A 17,223-nucleotide genomic window follows, 5' to 3' on the forward strand; every position below is an offset into this window, starting at 1 on the left:
GGATATACGGCGACTCCGCCCACGGTCCACGCACGCCTCATCAGCGAATTTCGCGCCAGAGACCCCCAGTGCTCTGCCGAGGGGCAACTAGAGTAGTTGCGATCAGCGCCGCGGCAGCGAGCCACGCCCCTTTCGCGAATCTCCGCTGAGTCGATGAGGGGCTGTCAGATAAACGGTGGATTCTGATCTTGGCATTGGTTAGTTGCCAGTCGGAGTGATCCGGCCGTTGAAGGTGATCGCGAACGCATTTAGTGCGGGCTTCCACCTCATTGCCCATCGTGCCTTACCGCGGCCGGTGGGGTCTAGGGATCGGGTCACCAGGTAGAGACACTTCATCGCGGCCTGTTCGGTCGGGAAGTGCCCGCGGGCCCGAATCGCCCGCCGATAGCGAGCATTCAGTGATTCGATCGCATTGGTGCTGCAGATGACACGGCGGATCTCGACGTCGTAGTCCAGGAACGGCACGAACTCGCTCCAGGCGTTCTCCCATAGTTGGGTGATCGCCGGATACTGAGCACCCCATTTCTCGGTGAACTCGATGAAGCGTTCCTTGGCCGCCGCCTCAGTAGCTGCGGTGTACACCGGGCGGATGTCCCTGGCGATTTGGTCCCAATACTTGCGCGACGCATAACGAAACGTATTGCGCAGCAGATGAATCACGCACGTCTGGACCACCGCCCGCGGCCACACCGTATTGATCGCGTCGGGCAGCCCTTTGAGGCCGTCACAGACCACGATGCACACATCGACAGTGCCGCGGTTCTTGATCTCAGTGAGCACTGAGAGCCAGAACTTCGCACCCTCGCCACCGTCGCCGGCCCACAGCCCGAGGATGTCGCGCTGCCCGGCGCATGTCACCCCGATCGCGACGTAGATGGGCCGGTTGGTGACCTGGCCATCGCGGACCTTGACGAAGATTGCGTCGATGAACACCACCGGATACACCGGGCGGATTTTAGTGGTCGATGCGAATCGGTTTGGTGTGTTCTTGGCGGTGTGATCGTCTCATCAGTTGATGAGGAGTGTGGTCGGCGAGCGTCTTTCTGGGTCGGTCGTTTAGTTCTGCGGCCACGTCGTGGAGCTGTTGACTGGTCCAGTGATGCAAGTCTGATCCTTTCGGGAAGTATTGCCGTAGTAGTCCATTGGTGTTCTCGTTGGTGCCTCGCTGCCAGGGTGAGTGTGGGTCGGCGAAGTAGATCCGCAGCCCGGTCGCTTCCTCGATACGGGCATGTTGGAACATCTCGTTGCCCTGGTCCCAGGTCAGTGTTCGACGTAAAGATGCTGGGAGTCGCGAGTATTCGGCAATTAATGCATCGGCGACGGGACTGCGCTGAATGGCTGTCGGGAAGCCGGACTAGCTTGTTAACTCGGGTCTTGCGTTCGACCAGCGTCGCGATCGCCGAGCGCGTGCCCTGCGCCGATGATCAAGTCTCCCTCCCAATGGCCGTCACATGCTGACCGAGCTGGTCACCGACGCGTTGGCCCAGGCGGTCGCGGTGCGCGGCGGCCATGTCGGTGGCACGATCATGCATTCCGACCGCGGAACCCAAGGCGGATTCAACTGGTCGTCGCAACACCGTGTTGTGAGCCTGAGTGTAGGTGGTTTGCAAGCACTTCCGCCGGTGTTCTCCACCCGAGTGTTTGGCGCGGCCGGTTGTTGAGTGCATCGGCAACGGCCTGAACTTCTCTTCGATCGTACCGAGCGAGGTCCGTTCCCTTCGGAAAGTATTGCCGCAGCAGTCCATCGGTGTTCTCGTTGGTCCCTCGTTGCCACGGACTGTAGGGATCGCAGAAGTACACTTTGATTCCGGCTGCCGTAGTCAATTCGGCATGACGCGCCAGTTCCTTACCCCGGTCCCACGTCACTGACCTGCGCAGATGCTTCGGTAACGGTGTCAACGCAACCGCGAGCGCATCGCGAACGGATTCTGATCCGTACCCCGAGAGCGCCGGTCCGTTCTTGACCGCCAGAGCGGTACCGTAGCCGTCCTTGCGCGGCCGATGTAGCAGCGTCGTGAAGCGACTGGTCCGCTCGACGAGGGTGCCCACCGCAGAGCGGTTGAGGCCGATGATCAGATCACCCTCCCAGTGCCCGGCGATGGCCCGGTCATCGACTTCATCAGGTCGGGCACCAATCGTTACCTCCTCGGTGATGAATCCGGTGCGCAGCTTCTTCGCCCTGGCCCCGCGGCTTGCGCAGTGCCCTGCCGGTGCGCAAGCATGCCACCAGCGCCCGTTCCAGCGCCCCGCGTCCCTCGATGTAGAGGGATTGGTAGATCGCTTCGTGCGAGATCCGCATCGACTCATCGTCGGGGAACTCGATGGGTAGCCGGTTGGAGATCTGCTGCGGGGTCCACGCGGTCGCCCACCGGCGATCGGCTCACCGCGGCTTGTTGCGGCCCTTCCACGACGCGAACGGGCCCACCGCGTCTCCGTTATCGTCTCGCAGAACACCGGACAGCTTGTCCTGCACGTACTCACGAAGATGTGGATGCAAAACGAGTTTCGCCGCTTTGGGTCGTCGCGCGGCGAGGTCTGCCTTCCATTGCGCCGTCGATGCCCGGTACTCGAGCTTCCCGCCCCGGGTGGCGGCGTTGCGGCGGAGTTCCCGAGATATCGTCGACGGTGACCGTCGAATCCGTATCGCGATCTGTCGCATGCTGACTCCCTGTGCTCGCAGGACAGCGATGTCCTCCCGTTCGGAGAAGGACAGATATCTCCCCGACACCGGGGCCAGCTGGATCGGCGGCATTCCGCCAGCGTGTCGGAACCAACGCGTTCCCACCGGACCCGACACGCCGCACTCGACCGCCGCGTCCTCGCTCGTGAGCCCACACGCAATCTGCATCCAAAATACGCGTTCGAGATCCCGACGTGCCGGGGGCCGACCCGGTGACAGCATCACCGCCCGCCGCGTCAATGCTGCCGCCCAGCCTGGTGGTCGTGCCATCGAAAGCACCTCCATCGTTGAGGTGTTGCGTCCACCGGTTGAACCTGGTCAATACACGGCGCGGGCAATGGCCCGGGCCTGCGCAGATGCCGGGCTGCGTCGCTCGATGGGTGCCACCGGGATCTGCTGGGACAACAGCGGTGCCGAATCGCTGTGGTCGACGTTCAAACATGAGTACTACTACCGCCACCCCTTCGCAACTAAGGCGGAACTCGTTGCAGCGGTTGACAAGTGGATGCACTTCTATAACACTCAGAGGCGTCATTCGGTGATCGGAATGCTCAGTCCCATCGCCTACGAACAATCACTGCACGCGGCCACCCAAGCCGCATAAACCCCTGTCCACTTTTCGGGGGGAACCTCACACCTACCAGTTCCACACCTTGTTCTTTGGCCTGCGCGAGCAACTGCTCGGCGAGCTGCTTGTGATCCACATCGATCGCCACGGATTTCAGTGTTTCGGACATCATCAGTCCTTCCCGCCAAGCTCACGCCCGGCGTGTCAGACCAAGACCAGATCAACCGTTATTCAGACAGTCCCCAACCGCTGACCAAGATCGCTTGTTTGTAGGACGGTGTTACGTGCGCCTTAGAGGTTGATGCCGAGCGCCCGCAGTCGCTTCATGATGGCTTGCAGCGAAGGCGGAGTTGTCGATGTGGGTTGCGGACTTGGGCACGTGACCGCCCGCCACGGTGTGCAACACCAACCTGCCCCCGGCATCGCCGGGCGACGTGGCCGGCCGCGGGCCGGCGGGGGCCAATCAGCAGAACGGCGCCTACGGACCGTCGGGAGATGCTCCCCCGTCGGTGGTGGGGCAGGCGGAGGCGCAGGCGGATAGCCAGCCGAAGCGCAGGGTGCGGGGACGCTGTAGACCGACGGCGTCCCCGCAACCGGCTCAAAAGCCATGAGGGGCAGTCGAACCCATGAATTCGCCAAAGGCCAGAGCCGAGCCTTGAGCTGGTTGCGCGGGTCACCGGGTCGAGTGGTTCTGGGGAAAGGTACCTTCGGGCGTGGCTGACAACGAATTGGCTGACGTCCTCGGCCAGACGCAGGCAGGAGGTTATCGATGCTTCTCACGCACAGGTCCTCGGAGGCAGCTACTCCCACACGACTTCGTCGGGTTCCTTGTCCGGGCGCAAGCCTCGCCAACTCGGATGGCGAAGGTGGTCATCGGGGGTCCGTTCGCTGTAGCGGACCTCACCAACCAGTTTCGGACGGACGAAGGAGACCCCCTTTGCGTCCTGAGTGGAAAGTGGCGCGTCAAAGGGTGATTCGTCGGTTTCGAGCGGCTTCAGCATGTTCTTAAGCCTCGTCAACTCCTTGTCCGTGAAGCCCGTGCCCACGCGTCCCACGAACTGCAGACGGTCTCCGGCCGGGATGCCCAGCACCAGCGCGCCGATCCCGCTGGAGCGGCCGCCCTCGCCGTGCCGCCAGCCGCCGATCACCACTTCCTGGGTGTTCCAAATTTTGTCCTTGATCCACGACGTCGACCGACGCCCCGGCTGGTAGGTGGAGTCGCGCTTCTTCGCCACGACGCCCTCCCACCGCTGCAAACGGGCGTACTGCCGAGGATTACATAGGACGCAACGTCGTTGAACGAAACTTCAATGGTCAAGCAATGGCGCGGCTGGCAACCCGCTACAACAAACTCGCTATCGTCTACCGCGGCGCAGCAGTCCTACGCGCCATCACCCTGTGGCTGCCCCATTTATTAGACACGCCGCAAGCGGCACCGAGTCACTATCTTGCACGCTGCCGCCGGCGCTCAAGTAGCCCTTCACCCCAGTGACGATCACGACAGAAATTGATACCGACGATATCCAATGGGCACGAGAAGCGCCGCGTGAGGCGGCGTGGAACTGCTCGCTGTAGCACTTCGGCAGTAACGGGCCCGTGGTGAGAGGCGGGGATCGTTGGGTCTCATCGCCGGCTGCGGTGTTCTCCGCTGCCTGCGAGCGTGGCCTTCAGCTGCCTTCTCGAGGCGCGGGTAGCACCGGCTCCCCCAAGGGCGCCATGCATACCGTGAAGGGGGTCATCACCAATCTTTGGCGTCGGTCCAACGTGTCGGCGGTGAGCAGTGCAGGTGCGCTTCCCGATATCACGCTGAACTATCTGCCGATGAGCCACATCATGGGACGTCGCGTTCTCTACATCACCCTCGCCGCAGGCGGAACGGCGTATTTTGTGGCGCAAGGGGATGTTTCGACGTTCTTCGAAGACCTGGCTTTGGTGCGGCCCACCAAGTTGAGTTTCGTTCCGCGGATCTGGGACATGCTGTTCGAGCGGTTCCAGAGCGAAGTCGACCGCCGATCCGCCGATGGCGCCGACCGGCGGACCGTCGAGGCCGACGTGTTGGCCGACATGCGCACGAACGTGCTCGGCGGGCGGGTCGTCTCGGCGATGACGAGCTCGGCGCCCATCTCCTCGGAGATGAAGACATTCATCGAATCGCTGGTCGACATGCGCTTGACGGACGGGTACGGCTCCACCGAGGCCGGGCCGGTCTTCGTCAATGGGCAGGTGCAACGCCCGCCGGTGATCGACTACAAGCTGGCCGACGTACCCGAACTCGGCTACTTCCGCACCGACCGCCCCCATCCCAGGGGCGAGCTGCTGGTCAAGTCCGAGACTATGTTCCCGGGCTACTACATGCGACCGGAGATCACCGCGGACGTGTTCGATGCCGACGGGTACTACCGCACCGGCGACATCGTCGCCGAGGTGGGTCCGGACCAACTCAGGTATCTCGACCGCCGCAACAACGTATTGAAGCTGTCGCAGGGCGAGTTCGTCGCCGTCTCGAGGCTGGAGGTGGTGTTCGGCGAAAGCCCGCTGGTTGCGCAGGTCTTCATCTACGGCAACAGTGCCCGGCCCTATCTGCTGGCCGTCGTGGTGCCGACCGAGGACGCGCAGTCCCGTTACGGCGCCGACGAACTGAAGCCCGTCATCAGCGCCTCGCTCAAGGTCGCGGCGCGCTCGGCGGACCTGCAGTCCTACGAGATCCCACGCGACTTGCTGATCGAGACAACGCCGTTCACGATGGAGAACGGATTGCTCACCGGCATAGGGAAGCTGGCCTGGCCGCGGCTCAAGGAACGCTACGGCGCCGAGCTCGAACAGCTCTACCTCGACCTGTCCGACGCCCAGGCGGGCGCACTGCGCGCCATGCGGCAGAGCGGCGCCGACCGCCCGGTGCTCGAGACCGTCAGCCGGGCCGCCAGCGCACTGCTCGGTGCAGCCGCCTCCGACGTGCGGGCCGACGCCCAGTTCACCGACCTGGGCGGAGACTCATTGTCGGCGTTGACATTCGCCAACCGGCTCAACGAGATCTTCCACGTGGACGTGCCCGTCGGCGTCATTGTCAGCCCGGCCAGCGACCTGGCCGCCATCGCCGCCTACGTCGAGGCGCAACGCGCGGGCGGCAGCAAGCGACCGACGTACGCATCCGTTCACGGCGCTGACGCGACCGAGGTACATGCCGGCGATCTGACGCTGGACAAGTTCCTGGACTCTGCAACCCTTACCGCTGCGGCGGCCCTGCCGGGCCCTAACCCCGAGGTGCGCACGGTGCTGCTCACCGGCGCCACCGGCTTCCTCGGCCGCTACCTGGCGCTGGAGTGGCTGGAGCGGATGGACCTGGTCGACGGCAAGGTCATCTGCCTGGTCCGCGCCAAGGACGACGCTGCGGCACGCGCCCGGCTGGACGCCACGTTCGACAGCGGTGGCCCGAAGCTGTTGGCGCACTACCGTTCCTTGGCCGCAGAACACCTCGAGGTCCTCGCCGGCGACAAGGGTGAAGCCAACCTCGGCCTCGACGACGCCACCTGGCAGCGGCTCGCCGACACAGTCGACCTGATCGTCGACCCCGCCGCGTTGGTCAACCACGTCCTGCCCTACAGCCAGCTCTTCGGCCCCAACGCACTCGGCACGGCCGAGCTGATCCGCATCGCGCTGACCACGAAGAAGAAGCCGTTCGTCTATCTGTCGACGATCGGCGTCGGCGACGGCATCGAGCCAGGCAAGTTCACCGAGCACGCAGACATCAGGATCGTCAGCGCCACCCGAACGGTCGACGAAAGCTACGCAAACGGCTACGGCAACAGCAAGTGGGCCGGCGAGGTGCTGCTGCGCGAGGCCAACGAACACCACGGCCTACCCGTCGCGGTGTTCCGCTGCGACATGATCCTGGCCGACACCACCTACGCCGGACAGCTCAACCTGCCGGACATGTTCACCCGCATGATGCTGAGCCTGCTGACCACCGGCATCGCGCCCATCTCGTTCTACGAACTCGGAGCCGACGGCAACCGGCAGCGAGCACACTACGACGGGCTGCCCGTCGAATTCATCGCCCAGGCGATCTCCACCCTGGGCACACACGTCGATGGGTTCCAGACCTATCACGTGATGAACCCGTACGACGACGGTATCGGACTCGACGAGTACGTCGACTGGCTCATCGAAGCGGGCTCTCCAATCGAGCGCGTCGCCGGTCACTACGGCGCGTGGTTGCAGCGGTTCAAGACGGCGCTGCGAGCCCTACCCGAGCGACAGCGCCAAGCCTCGCTACTCCCGCTGCTGCACAATTACCAGCGACCGAAGACACCGACCTGCGGCTACAGGGACTACTGTAACCACCGCGAAGTCAACGCCATCATTCGAGTTGGGTGCACGAACCACCATCACTACGACGACGACACATCCCTCGTGACTACGTCGTTCACGATGTCGACCATCCGTCCAGCGAAGCCGGCAACGGCGGTTTCGTCCACTCCCTCGATATCGTCGACGGTACCCGGCCGAGTTGGACGGCGATCCTCCGGATACTCAGGCCCCTGCGGCGGAGGTCGGCGATGGTGATCGGTTCTTCTTCGAGCTGATATCGATTGCTGATTTGGCGCACAGTCAAACGATGTAGCGCGGGCACGAATTGACGACTTCGCCATGCCGATAGGTTGTTGTAGCTGAGGGCTGATACTGGCCGTCGCAGTAACTGTTGCGACCCATGAAGCCCACCGCTGGTCACTCCAGCGCAACACCCGTCGTCACCTGCGGCGGATCGACAAGAATCCGGCCCCATGGGAACCGATCGCCGAGCGACCCACGCAACGGTGGAGTGCTCAGCAGGTCGCCCGCCACCTGCGACGCATATACCCCGAGGACAGGTCGATATGGTTGTGCGGTAAGAACTTCCCCTTTGGGAAACCCGGAGCTTCGACGGCCGGGATATCTGGCCAGCGACCCACGTAGACAGTCGCACCGATCGGCGGAGTCGCCGCCGGAACGGCTTGGTCGGCGTAAGTCGAATGGTGGGGGTGCTCATGGCGTCAGACTCTCTCGTGCGGGACGGGACGGTCTTCTCGAACCCACAGCGTCTCGCCTTCGGACTTAGGCGTCGGTGGCACCAAACCCTGCACCTGCCAGAAGTCGAACGGCATTTCGTCGATGTGGATTTGCCAGTCGTACCGGCGATCCCTCACATGGAGAGCGATCTATGCTTCGATGAGTTGCATCACCGCTTGCGAAGTTCGGTAGTCGGTAGGTGTCGGGCGATGTGCTCTCCGACCAGGCGCACGAAGTTGTTTCGCGGCTCGGCGCCGATCAAGAAGTCCTCCTCGGCGATCTCGTGGAAGAGCACGTTGACATAGAACCTCGGCGGGCCCGCACCAACATGGACGCTCGGCAGAGCAGCAGGGCCTTCTTGTCCTCGGCGCGGTACGCGCCAACCGGGCTGTAGATGTGCACAGGGGCATGCATTACTCTTTGATTCGTGGTCCCGGTCGTGCCGGAACGGCTTTCGCTTCATCGAAGAATTTGAAATTCATTTTCTACCAAAAAGTGCTGGGTCCAGTTGGCGCGGTCAACTCAAGCAGGCAAGGCCACCGGTGAGGGACTTAGAAAACCCCGCACCGGTGGCATGCCACAAAGCCACAACACTTGCGCACCAGACAGGAGAGAGCCGTCATGCAGGTGGTCAGCATAATTCAGCAAACACCACTCCCGAAGAAGCAACGCTGCGAACACCTGCAATGCACCCCTATGGGTACTCTGCGATCCGTTTCCGGGCCGGCTGGGTGTCGTAGAGCCGTCGGTTACTTACCGTGCCTACCGCCGCCATGCGCGCCGCTGCCATTCTTGGCACCGGAACCGCCCGCATGCGAAGACGCTCCAGGCGTGCGGTGGGTCCGCGCGGACGTGCCGGACCGCGTCGAGGGGCCCTTCGCCGCAGATGAGACCGTGCTGTGCTGAGCACTCGACGCTGTCGACCTCGAAGACCCCGTCGACGCTAAATGGGCACTCGGCTTCGCAGTGTCACCCTTGCCGGTGTCAGCCTTCGTTGTCTCACTCTTGGCAGTGTCACCCTTGGCAGCGTTAGCCTTCGCGGTGTCAGCCGCTTTCGTGTCACCCTTGGTGGTGTCCGGTTCGTTGGTGTGACGTTGCGGGGCCTCGACGTTTGTCGTGTCACCCTTGACATCCGGTTTGGCGTGGACAGCACCTGGCTTCTCTACCGATTTCGGTGCCACGTTGACCAAGGACCCTGCGCCGGCGACACGACTCGCCGTACTGGTACCAGCAGCCAGCGTAGCCATAGCGTTGCCACCAAAACCATTGGCATCAAAGCCGAGCGCCGCTCCAATTGACCGGATATCTGCCGACACGTCAGATGCCAGGAGCCCTAGGTCATGCGGAATGACATTCGCGATAGCCCGCAGGTCGTCTTGGAAATCGCCCTGGTGAGTAACCAGGTGGAAAACAAGCGCACCGGTGTTGGAAAGCAGGTTATTCGGGATGGCGAAGAGAGCAAAGGTAATGTCCAACCCAATGTCGGCCACCAGGAGCGGGACGGCGATAAGCGCCGATGGGCTGGCCCCCGCGCCCGCGGCCGACGCTGCGGGATTCGGTTGCACCGCAGCAGCACCCGCCACATGCTGGGAGCTCGGGCCGGCATCCACCGCAAGGGCAACAGTGGCCAGCGCGTGAACAGTTGCCGTCTTTGCGTCCGGTGCACTGACGGCAGCGGTTGCCGCCGACACCGCAGCAGGTGACGCCGAACCGCCCGGCGCCTTCTGCCGCCCGGCCTTTTCAACGTCGGTCACTGGGTTGATTGCCAAATCCGCCACTGCCATCTCGGTTTTCGACAGCGCCGTCGCGGCACTCGACAGCTTGGCATTGGCCGATAAGACATTCGGAAGATGAATCTGCCGCTGCGCTGCCAAGGGACCGATCACCACCGCTCCCGCCACCGCGGTGACCAACCCAGCCGCCACATAGGAACGCGCCGATACACTAACCACACGGACTCCTCGATCGTTTTATGGGTTTCCCGGGAGGGAATAGAAAGGACCATTTGGTCCGTTGAGAGTAACATGTCGCATGGTACGGATCTGACGCCCAGGGAGCTTAAGGTTCTTGGGCGGCCGGCCGTCCGGTTATCGCGCCGTGAGATCGGCCAGCGGCGGCTATCTCGCCGCGACAGCCGTGCTCGTCGTGCCGACCCTGGCGTTGGTGGTGCCGTGACTGACCGAACTACGCCAACTGTTCATCGCCTAAGCACTCAGCTGTCGAAACCACTCGGCCACAACCAAAGATGAAAGGCCCCCGTATGAGCTCGTCTGCAAACTCCGACACCACGGCAACCGCTCAGATCGGGGTCACCGGTCTGGCCGTGATGGGCTCCAACATCGCCCGCAACTTCGCCCACCACGGTTATAGCGTCGCACTGCACAACCGCTCGGTCGCCAAGACAGATGCGCTGCTCAAGGTGCACGGCTCGGAGGGCACCTTCGTGCGTAGCGAGACGATCCCGGAATTTCTTGCCGCACTGCAGAAACCGCGCCGGGTGCTGATCATGGTCAAGGCAGGCGACCCGACCGATGCCGTCATCAACGAGCTCGCCGACGCCATGGAAAAAGGTGACATCATCATCGATGGTGGCAACGCGCTGTACACCGACACCATCCGCCGCGAGAAGACCGTTCGCGAACGTGGCCTGCACTTCGTCGGCGCAGGCATCTCCGGCGGCGAGGAGGGTGCGCTGAACGGGCCGTCGATCATGCCCGGCGGCCCGGCGGAGTCCTACAAGTCGCTCGGCCCGCTCCTCGAGGAAATCTCAGCGCACGTCGACGGCGTGCCGTGCTGCACGCACATCGGCCCCGACGGCTCGGGCCACTTCGTCAAGATGGTGCACAACGGGATCGAGTACTCCGACATGCAGCTCATCGGCGAGGCCTACCAGTTGCTGCGCGACGGGCTGGGCAAGACCGCACCCGAGATCGCCGACGTCTTCGGCGAGTGGAACAAGGGTGACTTGGACAGCTACCTCATCGAGATCACCGCAGAGGTGCTCAAGCAGGTCGACGCCAAGACCGGCAAGCCGCTCGTCGACGTCATCCTCGACGAGGCCGAACAGAAGGGCACCGGCCGCTGGACGGTGAAGTCGGCGCTCGACCTCGGGGTGCCGGTCACCGGTATCGCCGAAGCCGTCTTCGCCAGGGCCCTGTCCGGCTCGGTCACGCAGCGCAAGGCCACCACAGGACTGGCCTCGGGCAACCTCGGGCCCAAGCCGACCGACGCCGCAAGGTTCACCGATGACGTCAGCAAGGCGCTGTACGCGTCCAAGATCGTCGCGTACGCCCAGGGCTTCAACCAGATTCAGGCCGGTAGCAAGGAGTACGACTGGGGCATCACGCCCGGTGACATGGCCACCATCTGGCGCGGCGGCTCCATCGTGCGCGCGAAGTTCCTCAACCGGATCAAGGAGGCCTACGACGGGGACCCGAATCTGCCGACGCTGATCGTGGCGCCCTACTTCCGCAGCGCGATCGAGTCGGCGATCGACAGCTGCCGCCGCGTCGTGATCACCGCCACCGAATTGGGCATCCCGATTCCCGGCTTCAGCTCCGCGCTGTCCTACTACGACGCGCTGCGCACCGAGCGGCTTCCCGCCGCGCTGACCCAGGGCCTGCGCGACTTCTTCGGAGCCCACACCTACGGTCGCATCGACGCCGATCCGAGCCAGAAGTTCCACACCCTGTGGAGCGGGGACCGCACCGAGCTGCCTGCCTAATCGGGCCGATCACCCGCAGACTCGATGAGGACGGGGCACGCAGCAGTCATCAGCGGTGGAGCCGATTGCGGTGGGCCGGCGTCGAGGCGCGAACGGGATTGCGACGTTGCCAGTAAGACGGCGCGACGGATCTGACTCTATCCAGGAGGTACAACCGAGTACATAATCGCCGCGTCCACGGCACCGAAACGACGAGCCACTTGCAGCGAACACTGAACCGCACGAAGAAGGAACTAGAAATGAACGACACCAACTCTACGCGCCGAACCTGCCGGACATGGCCGCCATTAGCGCAGTCATCAGGGCCGTCACCCCCAAACCAGTCAACGTCCTAGTCAGCCCACACGATACGGCTACCCTCGCGGAACTGCAGACGATCGGTGTCCGCCGGATCAGCCTCGGGGTCGATCCCTATGCGCACGCGCTCGGAGCTACACAGGAGGCTGCCGCGAAGCTCGCAAACGGAGACTTGACGGCACTCGCATCAAAACTCAATTTCGGCCACATCATCGACCTGATCAACGGCTGACACAGCCGCTCTCACCGCTGTGGCTGCTATGAACCGTCCCGCATGTGATGCACCTCCTTTCCTGGGAAGGTGCATCACATGCCGAGCAAATACGACCCGGCGACGGGGGCCAAGGCGGTCCGTTTGGGGTTGGAGCATCGCGATGACTATCCAAGCGAGTGGGCGGCGATCACGGCGGTATCCAAGCGGCTGGGATTAAACGCCGAGACGCTGCAGCCAGCCTGCCGTGGCTTGCCTGGTGGTGGGCAGCCGTTTGTACTCTTTGCGAATCCAACGCATCACGTAGGCGTCAATGCGCGACAGGAGGGGATTCAGTGCGGAACGATAGAAGGCTCCGTAGTACTGCATCCATCCCCGCACGACGGGGTTGATCTGTCGGGCGATCTTGCCGAGGTTGAGCCCGATCCAGCGGTGCAGCTGCCATCGGCGGATCTGATCGCTGATCTTGTTCTAGGCCTCCTTGCTAATAGCTGGCTGGAACGCGACGAACATCGTTCCGTGTTTCGTGCGCGCGGTACGGGCACCAAAGGTGAACCGCAGGAACGTAAACGCCGTGAGCCCGTAGTCGAGCCGGCGGTTGGCCTCTTGGCAGTACAGAACTTTCGTCTTGTCGGGATGCAGCCGCGGCCCGACCTGTTCCATCCTGTCCCCGATCGCGGCCACCAGAGTCGCGGCTTGCCGTTCGGTGACGCAGTGCACGACCGCGTCATCGGCATAACGTTCGAGCCGGATGTCCGGATACTCCCGGGCCATCCACATATCGAACGCGTAATGCATGACAAGTTGTCCAGCACCGGCGAGACCGCGGACCCTTGCGGGATGCACCGGTCTCGCTGTCGCACGTCGGGCAGTGCTAGCGGCGCGGACAGTCACCGTCTTTACCATGAGCGAGTGATCCACGGAGTCGAAGAACTTCTGGATATTCAAATCGATCACCCAGTCGCCCTTCCAGTACGGCTGCGGCATGCCGCCACCGCGTCCAGAGCCGACCGGTACGGTCGGTAGGCGTAGGAGTCTGGATGAAGATCGGTTCGACCTTTACCTCCAGCGTGCGGACCCCGCAGTTTGGGCCACTCTCTCCGAGAACGTTGGCACGTCAAGAAGTCTCGTTCCACCGCCGTGGATTTCGGTATCTCCACAGCCTCCACCGGAGGCGGAGGGTACGGTCCCGAGAACAGCCGATTCCAGATTTTGTACAGGTTGTTCTTCAGATCTTCTTAAACACCTCGAGCGTCACGCCATCCACATCCCGGCGTAGCCTGATTGGCCTTCACCTGCCGATAGGCCTCCCATACCTCCCACTTCGAAATATCAATCGAATTACCTGACGGCTTCAGCTTGTCCACCCAACTCCTCCCGGAAAACACGCTCCCGGTTGATCGGACGAACACACCGCAGATGACCCGGCCCCTTTGCTCTACCCCCACCCGCTCCCAGCAGGGGGCTTCTCGGCTACTCCGGGCCGGTCCGCCAGCACGCCCCGCGACGGTACTCAGTGCCTTTAGCATTTCAGCCGCTCGGCAACTCCCTCTCGCCATCCTCGGCAGCAGTGCGCGGCGTGCCTTCCCACGTTCCATGCAAGAGCCGCCGACCGGGCTCACGTCGCCTACATGCCCGACACCGCCTGGCCAGAAAAGCGCACGCCCGCCAGAGTCATCTCGAGCTGACCTACTACACGCCGGATAGTCAACGTCGCAACACTGACGGACCATTCGAGGCTAACAGGGCGGCGAATAAGTCAGCCGGACAACGATCTTGAAGGACCATACGGGGACGCTGGTTGATTTCGCTTTCAACGGCCAACAGGTGCTCCGGTGGATGGTTGATGAGGGTGACACCCTTAGGGAAGTAGTCGCGCAACAGGCCGTTGGTGTTCTCGTTCGTCCCGCGTTGCCAGGGTGATCGGGAATCGCAGAAGTAGACGGGCGCGCCGAGCTTGTCGGCGGTGGCGAGGTGGCGCGCCATCTCGGTGCCCTGGTCCCAGGTGATCGATCGCATCAACGTTGATGGCAGGTCCTGCATGCGAGCGACCAGGGCGGCGTGCAGGGAGTCGGAGTCACTGCGAGGCAGGTGGACCAACCGCAGCATCCGGGTCTGGCGTTCCACCAGAACTCACCTTGCCGCGCCGGGGTCAGATTTCACGTGCCGCCGACACACTCTTCATGCGTGTTGCATACCGCGCCAGTTTCGGCACCGCTCGCAGCAACCAATCGAAATCGTCAAGTTTTGAACTCGCCTTGGATTCGTGGAGATCATGCCGACGGCAACCAGCTGCTTGCGAGTGGAACAACTCGAGGCCGCGTCGGCGTCCCCTCGGTCTATGGACAGACGGCGGTAACACCCACCTCATAATCAACGGTTAACAAACACTCTGATTAACCGGGTGCCCGACCATCAAATCCGCTACAGCGACACAAATTCGTCGTCAGTGAGTCGCAGCGCGCCGACGTCGATCCGCGGGAGTCCTCTGCGCACTGGTTGGATAGCTTATCGAGTGGCAGACTCGCTATGCCTTGCTGCTCTTGATCGCTACTTCAGATTGGTGAACCCGGCAGTCTTGCGCAGCACAAGCAGTGATCGTGCTGGCAACGAGAACTTTTCGCCTGCGTTGGCGACCAGATCGGTCGCTCCGGTGGGGTCGGCGGTGTCTATCGCGCCTAGCCAGTGCCGTGCGTAGTCGCGGTCGGGAGCGATGAAGTTCAGGGCCTTGCTGTGCGCGTTGAAACACATCAGGAAGGAGTCGTCGACCACCCGTTCACCGCGGGCATTAGGAGTCGTGATTGCGTCTCCGTTCAGCAACACCCCGACGCATTGGAATCCCGAGGCCCAGTCCTCGGGGGTCATCTCCTCGCCGGCAGGCGTGAGCCAGGCGATGTCTCGGACCTGCTCACCGGTGCGTATCGGCTTGCCGGCGAAGAAGCGGCGCCGACGGAACACGGGATGCGCCTTGCGCAGCGCGACGGCCTTCCTGGTGAACTCGACGAGGTCGGCGTTCTTCTCACACAATGACCAGTCCATCCAGGACAGCTCGGAGTCCTGGCAGTAGACGTTGTTGTTGCCCTTTTGACTGCGACCGATTTCGTCGCCGTGGCTGATCATCGGCGTGCCCTGCGACAACACCAGCGTGGCCAGCACGTTGCGCATCTGGCGGGCCCGCAACGCCAGGATCGCCGCGTCGTCGGTGGGCCCTTCGACGCCGCAGTTCCACGACCGGTTGTGGCTCTCGCCGTCGCGATTGTCCTCGCCGTTGGCCTCGTTGTGCTTCTCGTTGTAGGACACCAGGTCGTTCAGCGTGAAGCCGTCGTGGCTGGTGACGAAGTTGATGCTCGCGCCGGGCCGTCTGCCCGTCGCCTCGTAGAGGTCGGCCGACCCGGTCAGACGGGACGCGAATTCACCAAGGGTTGCGGGCTCTCCCCGCCAGTAGTCACGCACAGTGTCGCGGTACTTCCCGTTCCACTCGGTCCACAAACCGGGGAAGTTGCCGACCTGATAGCCGCCCTCGCCGACGTCCCACGGTTCGGCGATCAACTTCACCTGGCTCACCACCGGATCCTGCTGGACCAGATCGAAGAACGCACTCAGCCGGTCGACGTCGTAGAACCCACGGGCCAGCGTGGACGCGAGGTCGAAGCGGAACCCGTCGACGTGCATCTCGAGCACCCAGTATCGCAGCGAGTCCATGATCAGCTGCAGGGTGTGCGGATGCCGCGCGTTGAGGCTGTTGCCGGTTCCGGTGAAGTCCTTGTACAGCCTCAGATCGCCGTCGAGCAACCGGTAGTAGGCGGCGTTGTCGATGCCGCGGAAGTTGATCGTGGGGCCGAGGTGGTTTCCCTCCGCGGTGTGGTTGTAGACCACGTCGAGGATCACCTCGATGCCCGCCTCGTGGAACGACCGCACCATGGTCTTGAATTCGGCCACCGCGCCTCCGGCGTTCTGGTTGGCGGCATACTGGTAGTGCGGGGCGAAGAACCCGAAGGTGTTGTACCCCCAGTAGTTTCGCAATCCCAGGTCCAAGAGCCTGTGATCGTGCTGGAACTGGTGCACAGGCATCAACTCGATCGCGGTCACGCTGAGGGACTTGAGGTGCTCGATGATCACCGGATGACTCAGCCCGGCATAGGTGCCGCGTTGGTTCTCCGGGATGTCCGGGTGTGTCTGGGTCATGCCCTTGACGTGGGCCTCGTAGATCACCGTCTCGTGGTACGGCGTCTTGGGTGAACGGTCCGACGCCCAGTTGAAGAACGGGTTGATCACGACGCTGGTCATGGTGTGCCCGAGCGAATCCACCATCGGCGGGGTTCCGCCCGAGGCGAGGTCCGCCGCGTTCAGGTCGTACGAGTACAGCGCCTGGCTGAAGTCGAAGTCGCCGTGGAAGGACTTCCCGTAGGGATCGAGCAGGAGCTTCGACGGGTCGCACCGGTGGCCGGCAGGCGGGTCCCACGGCCCGTAGACGCGGAAGCCGTAGCGCTGGCCGGGCGTGACTGTTGGCAGGTAGCTGTGCCAGACGTAGCCGTCCACCTCGTCGAGGGAGATGCGTTCCTCAGTGCCGTCCTTGGCGATCAGGCACAATTCGACCTTCTCGGCGCACTCTGAGAACAGCGAGAAGTTGGTTCCCGCACCGTCATACGTGGCGCCAAGCGGGTATGCCGTACCCGGCCAGACGGTTGTGACCATCG

Annotated in this window: 10 protein-coding genes and 8 pseudogenes; 6 read left to right on the forward strand and 12 right to left on the reverse strand. The window is 63.1% G+C overall.

Features of this window, described 5'->3' with window-relative positions; translation table 11 throughout:
- Positions 1 to 198: 198 nt before the first annotated feature.
- The 3 pseudogenes from ACVWWN_RS00440 to ACVWWN_RS00450 all read right to left on the reverse strand — a co-directional run.
- Positions 199 to 945: pseudogene (locus ACVWWN_RS00440) on the reverse strand (IS256 family transposase); the annotation flags it as partial.
- 10 nt (positions 946 to 955) lie between these two features.
- Positions 956 to 1,464: pseudogene (locus tag ACVWWN_RS00445) on the reverse strand (IS30 family transposase); the annotation flags it as partial.
- A gap of 93 nt (positions 1,465 to 1,557) precedes the next feature.
- Positions 1,558 to 2,950 (reverse strand): annotated as a pseudogene (locus ACVWWN_RS00450) (IS30 family transposase).
- Between the two features lie 67 nt (positions 2,951 to 3,017).
- Here ACVWWN_RS00450 and ACVWWN_RS00455 point away from each other — a divergent pair.
- A complete protein-coding gene (locus tag ACVWWN_RS00455) occupies positions 3,018 to 3,284 on the forward strand; it encodes a transposase (RefSeq protein ID WP_457142151.1) in 267 nt (88 codons plus the stop codon).
- 623 nt (positions 3,285 to 3,907) lie between these two features.
- Positions 3,908 to 3,991 (forward strand): annotated as a pseudogene (locus tag ACVWWN_RS00460) (ribonuclease HI); the annotation flags it as partial.
- A gap of 57 nt (positions 3,992 to 4,048) precedes the next feature.
- Here the strand turns inward: ACVWWN_RS00460 and ACVWWN_RS00465 are convergent.
- Positions 4,049 to 4,510: pseudogene (locus ACVWWN_RS00465) on the reverse strand (ATP dependent DNA ligase); the annotation flags it as partial.
- 349 nt (positions 4,511 to 4,859) lie between these two features.
- Here ACVWWN_RS00465 and car point away from each other — a divergent pair.
- Positions 4,860 to 7,619: pseudogene (car, locus tag ACVWWN_RS00470) on the forward strand (carboxylic acid reductase); the annotation flags it as partial.
- 52 nt (positions 7,620 to 7,671) lie between these two features.
- Here the strand turns inward: car and ACVWWN_RS00475 are convergent.
- The 4 genes from ACVWWN_RS00475 to ACVWWN_RS00490 form a co-directional block, all read right to left on the reverse strand.
- Positions 7,672 to 8,274: a helix-turn-helix domain-containing protein gene (locus ACVWWN_RS00475; protein WP_457142152.1), complete on the reverse strand. Its 603-nt coding sequence runs from the start codon at positions 8,272 to 8,274 to the stop codon at positions 7,672 to 7,674.
- A gap of 4 nt (positions 8,275 to 8,278) precedes the next feature.
- Complete coding sequence (locus ACVWWN_RS00480) at positions 8,279 to 8,389, reverse strand: hypothetical protein (RefSeq protein WP_457142385.1); 111 nt, start codon at positions 8,387 to 8,389, stop codon at positions 8,279 to 8,281.
- A gap of 74 nt (positions 8,390 to 8,463) precedes the next feature.
- The gene (locus ACVWWN_RS00485) at positions 8,464 to 8,589 is read right to left on the reverse strand and encodes a tautomerase family protein (protein WP_457142153.1); all 126 of its coding nucleotides are present in this window, start codon (positions 8,587 to 8,589) and stop codon (positions 8,464 to 8,466) included.
- Between the two features lie 454 nt (positions 8,590 to 9,043).
- Positions 9,044 to 10,246: a hypothetical protein gene (locus tag ACVWWN_RS00490; protein ID WP_457142154.1), complete on the reverse strand. Its 1,203-nt coding sequence runs from the start codon at positions 10,244 to 10,246 to the stop codon at positions 9,044 to 9,046.
- Positions 10,247 to 10,554: 308 nt separating this feature from the next.
- Between ACVWWN_RS00490 and gndA the strand changes: the two genes are divergently transcribed.
- The 3 genes and pseudogenes from gndA to ACVWWN_RS00505 form a co-directional block, all read left to right on the forward strand.
- Positions 10,555 to 12,018, forward strand: a complete 1,464-nt coding sequence (gndA, locus tag ACVWWN_RS00495; RefSeq protein WP_457142155.1) for an NADP-dependent phosphogluconate dehydrogenase — start codon at positions 10,555 to 10,557, stop codon at positions 12,016 to 12,018.
- A gap of 265 nt (positions 12,019 to 12,283) precedes the next feature.
- A pseudogene (locus ACVWWN_RS00500) lies at positions 12,284 to 12,547 on the forward strand (isocitrate lyase/phosphoenolpyruvate mutase family protein); the annotation flags it as partial.
- 78 nt (positions 12,548 to 12,625) lie between these two features.
- Positions 12,626 to 12,763 (forward strand): annotated as a pseudogene (locus ACVWWN_RS00505) (IS3-like element ISMysp3 family transposase); the annotation flags it as partial.
- Here ACVWWN_RS00505 and ACVWWN_RS00510 read toward each other — a convergent pair.
- The 4 genes from ACVWWN_RS00510 to glgX form a co-directional block, all read right to left on the reverse strand.
- Positions 12,743 to 12,991 (reverse strand): group II intron maturase-specific domain-containing protein, encoded by a 249-nt coding sequence (locus tag ACVWWN_RS00510; RefSeq protein WP_457142386.1) that lies wholly within the window; start codon positions 12,989 to 12,991, stop codon positions 12,743 to 12,745. The pseudogene ACVWWN_RS00505 and the gene ACVWWN_RS00510 sit on opposite strands and share 21 nt — an antisense overlap.
- A gap of 6 nt (positions 12,992 to 12,997) precedes the next feature.
- Complete coding sequence (locus ACVWWN_RS00515) at positions 12,998 to 13,513, reverse strand: reverse transcriptase domain-containing protein (RefSeq protein ID WP_457142156.1); 516 nt, start codon at positions 13,511 to 13,513, stop codon at positions 12,998 to 13,000.
- 720 nt (positions 13,514 to 14,233) lie between these two features.
- Positions 14,234 to 14,653 carry an IS30 family transposase gene (locus ACVWWN_RS00520; RefSeq protein WP_457142157.1) on the reverse strand — a complete coding sequence of 140 codons (420 nt, stop codon included), beginning with the start codon at positions 14,651 to 14,653 and terminating at the stop codon, positions 14,234 to 14,236.
- Between the two features lie 423 nt (positions 14,654 to 15,076).
- Entirely contained in the window at positions 15,077 to 17,221 is a 2,145-nt protein-coding gene (gene glgX / locus ACVWWN_RS00525; RefSeq protein WP_457142158.1) for a glycogen debranching protein GlgX, read from the reverse strand.
- Positions 17,222 to 17,223 lie beyond the last annotated feature (2 nt).

It is taken from the genome of Mycobacterium sp. URHB0021, assembly GCF_054057895.1.